The organism is Mycobacterium sp. Panama NTM2 (assembly GCF_054355555.1).
In genome coordinates, this window is the sequence record NZ_CM135953.1 from 3,656,573 (window position 1) to 3,670,023 (window position 13,451).

6 protein-coding genes are annotated in these 13,451 nt (G+C 67.6%); all 6 read right to left on the reverse strand.

Annotated features, from left to right (window positions below):
* Positions 1–3 precede the first annotated feature (3 nt).
* The 6 genes from ACXYX3_RS17290 to ACXYX3_RS17315 all read right to left on the reverse strand — a co-directional run bounded on the left by ACXYX3_RS17290 (position 4) and on the right by ACXYX3_RS17315 (position 13,434).
* A complete protein-coding gene (locus ACXYX3_RS17290; RefSeq protein ID WP_458608351.1) occupies positions 4–4,902 on the reverse strand; it encodes an NAD-glutamate dehydrogenase in 4,899 nt (1,632 codons plus the stop codon).
* Between the two features lie 91 nt (positions 4,903–4,993).
* Positions 4,994–6,667, reverse strand: coding sequence for an energy-dependent translational throttle protein EttA (gene ettA, locus ACXYX3_RS17295; protein WP_241205968.1), 1,674 nt, complete (start codon positions 6,665–6,667; stop codon positions 4,994–4,996).
* A gap of 99 nt (positions 6,668–6,766) precedes the next feature.
* Complete coding sequence (locus ACXYX3_RS17300) at positions 6,767–7,228, reverse strand: single-stranded DNA-binding protein (RefSeq protein WP_458608352.1); 462 nt, start codon at positions 7,226–7,228, stop codon at positions 6,767–6,769.
* A 167-nt stretch (positions 7,229–7,395) separates the two neighbouring features.
* Complete coding sequence (locus ACXYX3_RS17305) at positions 7,396–9,420, reverse strand: bifunctional copper resistance protein CopD/cytochrome c oxidase assembly protein (RefSeq protein WP_458608353.1); 2,025 nt, start codon at positions 9,418–9,420, stop codon at positions 7,396–7,398.
* 34 nt (positions 9,421–9,454) lie between these two features.
* Positions 9,455–11,803, reverse strand: a complete 2,349-nt coding sequence (locus ACXYX3_RS17310; RefSeq protein WP_458608354.1) for a glycerol-3-phosphate 1-O-acyltransferase — start codon at positions 11,801–11,803, stop codon at positions 9,455–9,457.
* On the reverse strand, positions 11,800–13,434 hold the full coding sequence (locus ACXYX3_RS17315; protein ID WP_458608355.1) for an HAD-IB family hydrolase/lysophospholipid acyltransferase family protein: 1,635 nt from the start codon (positions 13,432–13,434) through the stop codon (positions 11,800–11,802). Before ACXYX3_RS17315 ends, ACXYX3_RS17310 begins: the two co-directional genes overlap by 4 nt.
* Between the last annotated feature and the right edge of the window lie 17 nt (positions 13,435–13,451).

A 13,451-nucleotide genomic window follows, 5' to 3' on the forward strand; every position in this document is an offset into this window, starting at 1 on the left:
GAGTCACCCCGACGTTCCCGTTCCGCTCGTCCTGGTCATGCTGCGGATCTGGCGGGCCGCCACCGACAGCGTCGCCAGGTCGTGCTCACCGCTTTCGTACAGCTCGGTCAACGTCCGGCGGGCGCGAGTGACCCTGTTGTTGTTGGTCATCTCCCACTCCGCGATCTTCTCCTCGCCGTTCTCCTCGGGCTCGCCGACGGCCAGCACATCGAAGCTCAGCGCGCGCAACGAGCCGTAGATGTCATCGCGAATCGCCAACCGCGCCAACGAATGCCATCGATCATCGCGCGAGAGCCGGGAGACCGCGGTGAGCAGGCCGTCGGTGCCGAGGTGATCCATCAGCGCGAAGTAGGTGTCCGCCACCTCCGCCGGGTCGCGATCGTTGATGTCGGCGATGTCGATGACGTCGAGCAGGCTGAACTGGTAGAGCCCGGTGGCCACCTGGAAGGCCAGCTCCTCGGGCACCCCCTGCGCACTGAACTCCCCCGCCTCTTTCATCACGATCGCCCTGTCGTCGCCGCGCAACCACTCCGACATCCGCGGTGTCAGCGCGGCCACCTTGTCGGCGAACCGATTGATCTCGGCGCCCACCGCCAGCGGCTGCGGGCGGTAGTTCAGCAGCCAGCGTGCCGCGCGGTCGATCAACCGGCGCAGATCGAGTGTCATGCGGTCGGTCACGGCCACCGAGGCGCCATCCACCCCGGCGGCGCGGATACGCCGCCACACCTCGCCGACATCGAAGATCGCGTCGACGGCCACGAAGCTGCGCACCGCATCGACCGCCGACACCCCGACGTCCTCGGCGACCCGGTAGGCGAACGAGATGCCCGCGGTGTCGACCACGTCGTTGACCAGCATGGTCGTCACGATCTCGCGGCGCAGCTGATGGCTCCGGATCTCGGTGGCGAAGCGATCCCGCAGCGTCGTCGGGAAGTACGACGGCAACCGCGACGCGAACACCTCCTGATCGGGCAGGTCACCGGCGAGCAGATCGTCTTTGAGCGCCAATTTGACGTGGGCCATCAACGTCGCCAATTCCGGTGAGGTGAGTCCGATTCCGGCTTCGGTGCGACGCCGGATCTCCTTCTCCGACGGCAGCGCCTCCAGCTCGCGATTCAAGCCTCGCTCATCGACGAAGTCCTTGATCATCCGCGCGTGCACCGACAGCATGCTGGCGGCGTTGGCGCGGCTGGTGCCCATCAGATCGTTCTGACTCTCGTTGTCCGCGAGCACGAGTCGGCCCACCTCATCGGTCATCGACAGCAGCAGGTCGGTGCGGTCCTCCGAGGTCACCTTGCCGGCCGTGACCAGCGAATCGATCAAGATCTTGATGTTGACTTCGTGATCGGAGCAATCGACGCCCGCCGAGTTGTCGAGTGCATCGGTGTTGATCCGGCCGCCGATCAGATCGAATTCGATACGGCCGAGCGACGTCACACCCAGATTGCCGCCCTCGCCGATCACCTTGGCGCGCACCTGGTTTCCGTTGACGCGTACCGCGTCATTGGCGCGATCGCCCACGTCGGATTCCGTCTCGGCCTTGACATAGGTACCGATTCCGCCGTTGAACAGTAGATCCGCCGGCGCCTTGAGGATCGCCCGCATCAGGGCCGGCGGCGTCAGCTCGGTGACGCCGTCGTCGATGCCCAGCGCGGCGCGGGCCTCGGCGCTGACCGGGATCGACTTCTGCTCGCGGCTGTAGACGCCGCCACCGGCGCTGATCAGCGAGGCGTCGTAGTCCTCCCACGACGAGCGCGGCAGGTCGAACAGGCGCTTGCGCTCCTGCCACGACCGAGCGGAATCGGGGTCGGGATCGATGAAGATGTGCCGGTGGTCGAACGCGGCGAGCAGCCGGATGTGCTGCGACAGCAGCATTCCGTTGCCGAACACGTCGCCGCTCATGTCCCCCACCCCGACGACGGTGAAGTCCTCGCTCTGGGTGTCGATTCCCATCTCGCGGAAGTGTCGTTTGACCGACTCCCAGGCACCTTTGGCGGTGATGCCCATGGCCTTGTGGTCGTAGCCGACCGAGCCGCCAGAGGCGAATGCGTCGCCCAACCAGAATCCGTAGGACTTCGCGACGTCGTTGGCGATGTCGGAGAACGTGGCGGTCCCCTTGTCGGCGGCGACGACGAGGTAGGCGTCGTCGCCGTCGCGGCGCACCACGCCTTCGGGGGTGATGATCGCGCCCGATGACTTGTCGACGTTGTCGGTCAGATCGAGCAGACCGGCAATGAACAGCCGGTAGCAGGCCACACCCTCCTCGCGGGTGGCGTCACGGTCGACGGCGGCATCCCCGGTGGGCGCCGGTGGCCGCTTGACCACGAACCCACCCTTCGCGCCGACCGGCACGATCACCGCGTTCTTCACCGCCTGCGCCTTAACCAGGCCGAGGATCTCGGTGCGGAAGTCTTCCCGACGATCCGACCAGCGCAACCCACCCCGGGCGACGAACCCGAACCGCAGGTGCACACCTTCGACCCGCGGCGAGTACACGAAGATCTCGAATTTCGGCCGCGGCAGCGGCAATTCGTCGATCAACTCGGGATTCATCTTCAGCGACAACACATTGCGTTCACGCGCCGACCCCGCACGGGTCACGAAGTAGTTCGTGCGCAGCGTCGCCTGGATCATCGAGGCGAACGCCCGTAGCACTCGGTCGGTGTCGAGGCTGACCAGCGCATCGATGTCCGCAGCCACCGCGGCGGCGGCGGCCTGGGCGTCTCGGCGACCCCCGGTTGGGCCTTCGTCGGACGGGCCGGACGGGCCGGACGCCGCCGGATTGAACGCCGCGGGATTGAACAGCGCCTCGAACAGCTCGACCAGCGAGCGCGCGGTACCGGCATTGTTGTTCAGCACGTCCTCGATGTGGGACTGGCTGTACGAGAAGCCGGCCTGCTTGAGGTATTTGGCGTAGGCGCGCAGCACCGTGACCTGCTGCCACGTCAGACCGGCCCGCAGCACCAACTCGTTGAACCGGTCGATCTCGCAGTTGCCGTGCCAGATCGCGGTGACGGCGTCGGCGAACCGCTCGGCCGTCGCATCCCGTTCCTCGCCCGGCCCCGACATCGGGATGCCGCGATGCGGGGAGACCTTGAACTGATAGATCCACACCGGCAGGCCGTCGGGCCGGGTGACGGTGAAGGGTCGCTCCTCGAGCACCGTCACGCCCATCGACTGCAGCATCGGAAGCAACCGGCTGAGCGAGGCCGACTGGCCGCCGAGGTACCAGATCAGAGTCGAGATGCCGTCGTCGGCGGTGCTCTCGGTCTCGTCGAGCACGAGCTTGACGGAGTTGTCCTCGAGGTCCTCGATGATCTCGATGTCGGCCAGGGCGTGCAGCGGGGCGACCGCCTGCTTGTACACCTCCGGGAACGCCCCGGCGTAATGCTCGGCGATGGTCTGGTCGATCGACGCGGTGCGCACCGCACCGAGCATGCGGTCCGCCCAGGTGCGCGCGGCCTCGGTGAGCAGATCCTGGATGCGCGATTCGTTCTCGTCGGAGACGTCGACGTCCTGGAATCGCGACCCCTCGGGCAGGCGGACGGTGAAATGCACCAACGCCCAGGGCGATTCGCTGACGCGCGCGGCGTAGTCGATGCTGATCCCGCCGAGTTCGCGGACCAGGATGTCCTGCATCTCCAGGCGCACGGCGGTGGTGTAGCGATCACGCGGCAGATACACCAGGCACGACACGAAGTGGGCGAGCGGATCGGCTCGCATGAACAGCAGGGTGCGCCGTCGCGAGCCGAGATCGACGACGGCCATCGCCATGTCGAGCAGGGCACGCGCGGACAGCGCGAACAGTTCCGAACGAGGGATGGTCTGGATGATGTCGAGCAGCAACTGGCCCGGGTGGCCGGGATCGCGGTGGGCCATCGCGAGCGCATCGTTGACGCGGCGCGAGACCAACGGGATCTCGAGCACATTGGCGTTCATCGCCGCGACGGTGAACAGCCCGACGAACCGATGCTCGATGGCAGAGCCGTCACCGCCGTCGCCGGGTTGCTCACGCACGACCACGATCTGCGGGTAGGCGCCGTAGCGCAGGAAGCTCGGGATCGTCGCCTGCGCCAACGCGAGCAGTTCGTCTTTGTTCGTCAGCTGGGGCAGCACGTCCTGGCGCAGCCGCAGCACGCCGAGGCGGCTGGCGGCGTCGACGGTGGCCTGGCCGTCGTTCACGGGGCAGCGCTGATAGCCGAGCAGCACGAAGTGACCGTCGGCGAGCCAGCGCAGCAGCGCCGCCACATCTCTGCGGTCGGCGCTGGGAAAGCGCCGACCGCCATCGCTGTCGAGTTCGGCGGCCAGCCCGCGCAGCGCCGCACCCATGTTCTGTGAATCGAGCGCCACCTGGCGCGCGTCGGCGACCACACGGGGCAGCAACCGTTCTGCCTCGGCGAGCGCCCGCCGGTCCACGGCACTGGAGAGCTGCACGTGGACCCACGTTTCGTCGACGCCGTCACCGAACGTCGCCTCCGAGGACGGCACGATGTCGAGGAGTTCACCGCCCGCCCCGCGGCGCACCCGGAAGACCGGATTCATGATCGCCTTGTAGGCGACCCCGACGCGGTGCAGCAGCACGGTCACCGAATCCATCAGCATGGGCGCGTTGTCCGTGATGACCTGCAGCGCGGGACCCACCCCGGAGGAATCGTCGGCACCGTGGACCGCGACCAGCGTGGCCCCGGCGGACCGCTGGCGTCCCAGTCGGTACTGGGCCTCCACCATGGCAGCCCAGCCGTCCGACGGGCGCCGCAGCGGACCGGTGACCGCGCCCTCCGAGCCGGGGGCACCGCCGTGGGGCCCGCGATAGGTCTGCAGGTACGCAGGGATCAGACGATCGATCACCTCAGGGGTCAGGTCCTTCTCCGTCGCCCCGATCGCACCGGGATTCAACGACATCCGCCGCTCCTCCAGTCACACGCCGCGCACCGGCCGCCGTTGGCTGCAACCGGCCGCAGGCGCGATCGGTCACGTGGTCCGCACGACGAGACTATCCCCGTGTCAGCTTGCGGTGGGTGACCCTGTGCGGACGGGCTGCCTCGGCGCCGAGCCGCTCCACCTTGTTCTCCTCGTAGCCACCGAAGTTGCCCTCGAACCAGAACCATTTGGCCTCGTTGTCGGTGTCCCCCTCCCACGCCAGGATGTGCGTGCAGGTGCGGTCCAGGAACCAGCGGTCGTGGGAGATGACCACGGCGCACCCGGGGAACTGCTGCAGCGCGTTCTCCAGCGAGCTCAGCGTTTCCACGTCGAGGTCGTTGGTGGGCTCGTCGAGCAGGATCAGGTTGCCGCCCTCTTTCAGGGTCAGCGCCAGATTGAGCCGGTTGCGCTCACCGCCGGAGAGTACGCCTGCCGGCTTCTGCTGGTCGGGGCCCTTGAAGCCGAACGCCGACACATACGCGCGCGACGGGATCTCGTTCTGCCCGACCTCGATGTAGTCCAGGCCGTCGGAGACCACTTCCCACACCGTCTTCTTCGGGTCGATGCCGGCGCGGCTCTGGTCGACGTAGCTCAGCTTGACGGTCTCACCGATCTTGACGGTCCCGCTGTCGGGCTGCTCGAGTCCGACGATCGTCTTGAACAGCGTGGTCTTGCCGACGCCGTTGGGGCCGATCACTCCGACGATGCCGTTGCGCGGCAATGTGAACGACAGGTCCTTGATCAGCTGCCTGCCCTCGAAGCCCTTGTCGAGGTGCTCCACCTCGACAACCACGTTGCCCAGCCGCGGACCGGTGGGGATCTGGATCTCCTCGAAGTCGAGCTTGCGGGTCTTCTCGGCCTCGGCCACCATCTCCTCGTAGCGGGTCAGACGGGCCTTGCTCTTGGCCTGCCGGGCCTTGGCACCCGAGCGCACCCACTCGAGTTCGTCCTTGAGCCGCTTCTGCAACTTGGCGTCCTTGCGGCCCTGCACGGCGATGCGCTCGGCCTTCTTCTCCAGGTACGTGGAGTAGTTGCCCTCGTACGGGTAGGCGCGGCCACGGTCGAGCTCGAGGATCCACTCGGCGACGTTGTCGAGGAAGTACCGGTCGTGTGTGACGGCCAGGATCGCGCCCTTGTACTCGGCGAGGTGCTGTTCGAGCCACAGCACGCTCTCGGCGTCGAGGTGGTTGGTCGGCTCGTCGAGCAGCAGCAGGTCGGGCTTGGACAGCAGCAGCTTGCACAGCGCGACGCGGCGCTTCTCACCACCGGACAGGTGGGTCACGGGCTCGTCGGCGGGCGGGCAGCGCAGGGCGTCCATCGCCTGCTCGAGCTGGCTGTCGATGTCCCACGCGTCCGCGGCGTCGAGCTCCTCCTGCAGCGCGCCCATCTCTTCCATGAGCTCGTCGGTGTAGTCAGTCGCCATCAGTTCGGCGACCTCGTTGTACCGGTTGAGCTTCGCCTTGATCGCCACGCCCTCTTCGACGTTCTCGCGAACCGTCTTGGTCTCGTCGAGCTGGGGCTCCTGCATCAGGATGCCGACGGTGGCGCCCGGCGCCAGGAACGCGTCGCCGTTGTTGGGTTGGTCCAAACCGGCCATGATCCGCAAGACGCTCGACTTACCGGCCCCGTTGGGGCCGACGACGCCGATCTTCGCGCCCGGAAGGAAATTCAGGGTGACGTCGTCAAGGATGACCTTGTCGCCGTGCGCCTTGCGGACCTTCCGCATCGTGTAGATGAATTCGGCCATGCCTCTGATATCGCCTTTCTCGGGTCTTCGCGATCTGCGAGAGTCCGGGCCCATCCTAGGCGCGGCCGTGATTGCGGGTGAGGGCGGCGGCGCCCGGCGCTACGCGGTGAGCGCCAGTCCGTCGCCCTCGTCGGCGCTCGGCTCGGCAGATGATCCGGTCTCGGTGTCGGAACTGTTTTCCGGGCCGGCGTCGGCGGGTTCGGAGTGGCGACGCTTGTCGATGCGGGCGATGCAGCGCGCCAAGTCCGGCCCCACCGATGTGGCCCTGATCTCCAGCGAGGACCGACGGTTGCCGTCGCGGTCCTCGTATTCGCTGGTGTACACGTTGCCAACAACGATCACCGCGTCTCCCTTCCCCAGGCCCGCGCCGACGCCGGTGACCAGGCGCCCCCAGCAGTTGACCGTCGCGTAGAGCGAGTTACCCGGCTCCCAGGTGCCGTCGGTGGTGCGCCGCCGGGAATTGCTCGCGACGCGGAACTTGAACAGCTCCTGGTCGCCGACCCAGCGACGCTCGGGGTTGGTGACGATCGTGCCGACGACGGTGATCGGTGTTTCGAACATGGCGGTTCTCCTTCTCGAGGCTGCGGCGCGGGCACAGCACCTGCGCCGTCGGTGACACAGCCATTGACCGCCACGGCACCGACAGCCCGGCCGCGCGACAGTCGAGCGCACGGAGAACCTGTGGATGAAACGGGCTCTGGGGACAGCCCCGAGCGACGTACGCCGGATCAGCTGTCGGCGCGGTCGCGCCGGGCCAGTTCGGCCAGCATCGCGTTGTACGCGGCCAGGTCCGCGTCTTCATCGCGGTCGGCGGCGCGGTCGAGCCGGCGCGCGGTCCTGTCGTCGCTGCGACTCCACTGCACGAACAGCGCGATCAACACCACCACGAGCGGCACCTCGCCGGCCGCCCACGCGATGGCCCCGCCCAGCTTCTGATCGGCGATCAGATCGGTGTTCCACGGCAGCGCGAGCGAGCGGTAGAAAGCGCCGCCCATCGCGGTGTCGGTTCCCATCAGCACCACGCCGAAGAACGCGTGCAGCGGGAGCGAGGCGAACACCACCGCGAGCTTGGCGATCGGGGGCAACGGCCGCGGCGTCGGATCGACACCGATCACCACCCAGTAGAACAGGTAGCCGCTGAGCAGGAAGTGCACGTTCATCGCCAGATGCGCGGCGTGGCTGCCGGCCACCGCGTCGAAGATGCCGCCGAAGTACAGCCCGTAGAAGCCGACGATGAACAGCGCGGTCGCGACGACGGGATTGGTCAGCAGCCGCGACACCCGCGAATGCAGGGCCGCCAGCAGCCACTCCCGCGGGCCGGGCGCGGCATCCCGTCCCGCCGTCGGCAAGGCACGCAGCGCCAATGTGACGGGTGCGCCGAGCACCAGCAGGATCGGCACCATCATCGACATCATCATGTGCGCGATCATGTGCATGCTGAACATCGCGGGCATGTACCGGCCGAGGCCCGACGAGGTCGTGAACAGCAGCAGCAGGCAGCCGAGCAACCAGGCCACGACGCGGCCCGCCGGCCACGCGTCCCCCCGGCGCCGCAAGCGCCGGTACCCGGCCAGATAGACCGCGGCGAACACCAGCGCGGCGGTCCCGAACACGAGGTCGAACCGCCAGTCGAACAGCAATCGGCCCACGGTCGGCGGGCCGGCCAGGTCGTAGCCGATCTCGACCGCCGGGATGGACAGGTTCGTCTGCACCGGTGGCGGCGGCGGAGTGCGGCCCAGAGCGACGGCCACCCCGAAGGTCAGGCCGAAGACCACCGCTTCGATCAGAGCCAGCCGGATCAGCGCGCCCCGCGCCGGCGGATCGGCGGCCAGGGCGGCGATCCCGCGGCGCCGCTGCTGCCAACCGAGGATTCCCAGGGTCACGAGTGCGAGCAGTTTGGCGATCACCAACCAGCCGTACCGGGTGTGGATCAGGTCCTCGGGCCGCACCCGCACCAGCGCGTTGATGATTCCGCTGAGCGCCATCGCGACGAAGCACCACAGCGCCACGGTCGAGAACCGCCGCGCCGCCAGGTGGTCGTTCCGACCGGAGCCGCCACGCAACGCGTGCACCAGTAGCGCCAGGAGCCCCCCGGCCCACACCGCACCCGCGATGAGGTGAACCAGGAGGCTGTTGGTCGCGATGTCGTGAGATCCGCCCGAGGACGAATGCCCGGTCAGCGCCAGCGGCAACAGGGTCACCAGGGAGCCGGCGAACAGCACCGGTGTCCACGACCATCGCAGCACCGGAATGCTCACCACCGTCACGACGGCAGCGAACAATGCGGTCCATCGCCACGCGCCCGCGATGTCGATCAGGTCGGCGACGGACCAGATGTCGGCCGGACTCAGCCGCGTCATCAACGGCTGACCGCTGACGTCGGACACGGTCAGCGGCACCATCAGCACCGCGCACACCGTCCAGAACCCCGCCGCCGCGGTCCCGATCCGCAACGCCCGGTAGCCGTCCACATCGAGAACCCCGGTGGACTGCGGCGGCACCAAAAACGCCGCGAACAGGAAGGATCCGGTAGCGACCACCGCGGCGATCTCGCCGGCGGCCTTGACGAACGGCAACCCGTACGTGGTGACCGCACCCGGGTCGGGCAGGCCCGTGGCGGTCAGCGCCTCGGCCAGCGACAGCGCCGACAGCGCCGCCGCAGTCAGGCCTGCCAGCACCGCGACGCCGTAGAGCAGCGGCCACACCGAGGCACTACGCACCCGCGCGGGCGCGGCAGAGCCGGTGAGTGTCATGCCTCAAGCGTATGACCCCTGCGCGAGTGACCTCTCACACCGCCTGTTCGCGCAGCCGCCGACGACTGCGTTCCCGCGCCATGAACTGCTTGCGCGCGTACCGATCGACGGTGTTCATATCGGCCAGGATGCCGCGCAGTTCGTTGCGGAAGGCTCTGCGCCGGTCCTCGAGATCGGCGGCGGGCTCGAGCAGATGTTGGTCGGCGGCGACTTGGCGCGCAGTGGCGAACAGCAGCGCCGACACCGACTCGTTGCTCTGCACACGGCCCTGCGCCACGTACTGCTCCCCCAACCCCAGCGCCTTGGCGGTGAGGTCCTTCTCGGAGATGTCGGCCGGCGCGTCGAGCAGCGCGTCGGCGACGATCTGATACGCCTCGAAGAACGGCCGCAGCAGGGGTCCGGCGATCGTCGGTCGCTTGGCCGCCAGTACCGCGTCGATCCGGTCGCCGCCGGCGGCGACATCGCCTTCCCAGTCGTCGTGCCAGGACATCTCCTCGGCGACGTGCGCACGGAAGGCCGCGGAGTCGGCGAAGTAAAAATCGAATTTCAACAGGTCGCGCAGCCGCATCACCTGCGTCCAGAACGCCTCCACCCGGTCGCCGTCACTGCGGGCGGCGTATGCCAATGCCAGCTCGACCAACGATGTCTCGAGGAACGCGTCGATCAGCGAGTTGCGGTAGAACGCCGCCTCGAGTTCGTCCTGCGGCGCGATGTACCAGACCGTCTCGCGACCGCGGTCCACGCGCGTCACCGGATGACCGCCCGACAGCGCGTCCAACGCGGCGCGCACCCCATCCGGGGTACGTAACCGCAACGCGCTGTTGGTCATCGGTGTCTGCTTGCGCTCGAGATAGTCCAGCGAATCCTGCAGCGTGTGATGCAACTGATCGAGGGTGAGCGCGACCCCGCGGGTCGAGAGCAGCAGCGCCGAGACCAACCCGGTCGCGTTGACCGGGGTCACCTGCACGATGCGCCACGCCACTTCGAACGCCATCTTCTGCAGCGCAAGACGTTTGGCCGCCTCGTCGGTGGTCATCGGACCGTGCGGCTCGCCGAGGTACTCCCGCATCGACACCGCGCGCGGGAACCGGACGTAGATCTTGCCGTAGTTCCGTTCGCCTTGGGCGCGAATGTAGTTGACCAACCAGGACAGACCCTCGGGGGTCTTCTCGCCGCCGCGCGCATAGGACGCGTACTCAGCGGTCTCGTGCAGCTGATCGAAGCTGATAGACACCGGCTGCAGCAGGATGTCGTCGCTCCGGCCGTCGAGATAGGCGTCGGCCACGTACGCGAGCAGACCGAGCTTGGGCGGCAACATCTTTCCGGTGCGTGACCGGGTGCCCTCGATCGCCCAGGCGAGGTTGAACCGCTTCTCGACGATGTAGCCGACGAACTGACGCAGCACGTATTTGTACAGCGGGTCGTCGAGTTTGCGGCGCAGGAAGATCACGCCGGAGCGGCGCATCAGCGGTCCCATCGCGCCGAAGGACAGGTTGATTCCGGCGAATGTGTGTACCGGCGGCAGCCGGTTCTCCTGCATCGCGACGGGCACGATCGCGCCGTCGAGATAGGAGCGGTGGGAGAACAGCAGGACGGCCGGATGGGCCTCGAGCGCGTGGCGCATCGCCTCGACCTCGGTGCGGTCGTAGTCGATGTTGGGATCGAAGCCGCGGCTGAAGATGGCCCTGCCCAGCGACGGGATGAGGTCGACGGAGAACCGGCTCCAGCCGGTGCCCAACTCGTCGAGCATCTCGCCGGCCTTCTCGACCGTCGCACCGGGAATCTGCTCGAGACCCTCGCGGAACCGGGCCGACGACAGCATCTCCGGCTTGATCAGCCGCGGTGACTTGTATTCGGGTCCCAGCAGCCTCAACTCCACGCGCTCGATGGCCAGAATCGCCCGTCGCAGCACGAAACGTGCGAACTCCCGGGGGTTTTCGGCGGTGGTGTTCTCACTCCAGTTCTGGCGCAGTTCGGAGACCTTGGCAGGCTCGCCGGCGACGACGCGGGCACGTGACGGATCCCGCTTGAGGATGCTCCGCTGCAGCACCCGCGGCGGGCAGTAGGTGTCACGTCCCGACAGCAGCGCGACCACCTTCGACCGGGTCGGCAACCCACCGGGCACCCAGAACACCCGCACCGGGACGACCGACCTGTCCTCGTCGGCTTCGAGCATCTCGACCAGCCGGGCCAGGACTCCTGGCGGCGGATCGTCGTCGGCGGGCAGCTTCAGCACCTCGATCTTGCTCTCCGGGTGCGCACTGCGCTGCTCGTCCAACCAGTCGGCGAGCAGCGCCTCCTCCGCGGGCGAGGACACCGATGCGAGGACGAGCGTGTCGTCCACGGCGGTGAACGCCGTGATGTCGTCGGCGCGGACTTTCACGGCCGCCCCTTGGCCGTGGTCGACGTCGTGCTCGACGTGGCAGTCTTCTTCGCCGGCTGCTTCTTGGCCGCGGTTTTCTTGGCCGCGGTTTTCTTGGCTGCCGCCTTCTTCGCCGGCTGCTTCTTGGCTGCCGCCTTCTTGGCCGGGGCTTTTTTCGCCGGCTTCTCCTGGCGCCGATACAGCTCCGGCTCCGGCAGTTGGTCGTGGGGCCAGTCCTTCAGGGTGTCGAGGTAGAGCTGGCGCACCTCGGCGATGCGGTCCTCGAGATTGTCGTGGGTCCAGCCCTCAACCGAAATCGGCGGATACACAACGACATCCACGGTTCCGGGGTTGAAGGTGCTGGAGTCTCGGGCCGCGATCACCTCTGCGTTGCGGATCACGATCGGCACGATCGGGATGCCCACCGACATGGCGATGCGGAAGGGCCCCTTCTTGAATTCGCCCACCTCGGTGGTGTCCAACCGCGTGCCCTCGGGCGCGATCAGGATCGACAATCCCTTGCGGGCGAGTTCCTCGACCTTCTTCAGACCCTCGACGGCCTTCTGTGGATCGTCGCGGTCGATGAACGCGGCATCCATGATCCGGCCCATGGTCCCGACGATCGGGTCGTTCTCGAGTTCCTTCTTCCCGACCGAGGTGAAGTTGTCGCTGACGAGCCTGCCGGCGATCATCGGATCGGCCTGGTTGCGATGGTTGAAGATGAACACCGCCGGCCGTTGTGCGGTCAGGTTTTCCGCGCCCAGCACGTTGAGGTTGATGCCGACGGCCGTCAACAGCGTCCGGCCGAACACGGACGTGAAGAAGTTGACCCCGCTGCGCCGGTTGCGGGTCAGCAACCCGACGCCCAACGCACCCCACGCCACCGGCACCATCGACGCGATGCCTGCCACGGTCCGCAGTTGCGCGACGGGGTTGGCGCCGCTGCGGCTGGTGAACCGCAAGACGGGCCAGCCGCGCTTGGCGGCGACCGCCGCCATCTTGCCCTCCGGATTGGTCGGCCGCGGGTTGCCGACGAGGTACATGAGCGCGACGTCTTCGTCGCCATCGGCATAGAAGTAGCTCTTCGACAGATCAACACCGTTGGCGGTCGCGAACTCCTGTACGGCGCGGGCCTTGCCGGGGCCCCAGATGATGGGCCGCTCGACCTCGCCGGTGATCAACCCGTTCTCGTCGGTCTCGAACTTGTTGCTGAGGATGTTTTCGATGCCGAGGAACCGGGCAACGGGTTCCACCTGCACGGTCAGCGCGGACGAGCTGAGCACCACGGTGTGGCCGCGCGCCATGTGGGCGCGGACGAGCTGCCGCATCTCGGGATAGATGCGGCCGATGATCTTCTGGGCGAAGAGGCGTTCGGCGAGTTCGTCGATGTCGTCGACCGAGTTGCCCCGCAGCATCCGGGCCCCTTTGCCGATCAGGTCCTCGAACTCCGAGCGGCCCAGCTGGTGGTTGAGCCCGGCCTGCACCATGCCGATGAACTCGCCCACCGACATCTGGCGCCGCCGCAATCGGTCCTGGGTCATCACCACCCCGGTGAACCCTGCGACGAGGGTGCCGTCGAGGTCGAAGAACGCGCCGACCTCGGGCCCTTCCGGTGAGGCTTCGATTTCGGCGACCGAACCCGGAAGGCGCATCTGGGGATTGTCGGGGC

Excerpts from the sequence above, each read along its gene's own strand:
- ACXYX3_RS17300 (WP_458608352.1), bottom strand. The coding sequence starts at position 7,228 with ATGTTCGAAACACCGATCACCGTCGTCGGCACGATCGTCACCAACCCC.
- ACXYX3_RS17315 (WP_458608355.1), bottom strand. The coding sequence starts at position 13,434 with ATGCGCCTTCCGGGTTCGGTCGCCGAAATCGAAGCCTCACCGGAAGGG.
- ettA (WP_241205968.1), bottom strand. The coding sequence starts at position 6,667 with ATGGCCGAATTCATCTACACGATGCGGAAGGTCCGCAAGGCGCACGGC.
- ACXYX3_RS17305 (WP_458608353.1), bottom strand. The coding sequence starts at position 9,420 with ATGACACTCACCGGCTCTGCCGCGCCCGCGCGGGTGCGTAGTGCCTCG.
- ACXYX3_RS17290 (WP_458608351.1), bottom strand. The coding sequence starts at position 4,902 with ATGTCGTTGAATCCCGGTGCGATCGGGGCGACGGAGAAGGACCTGACC.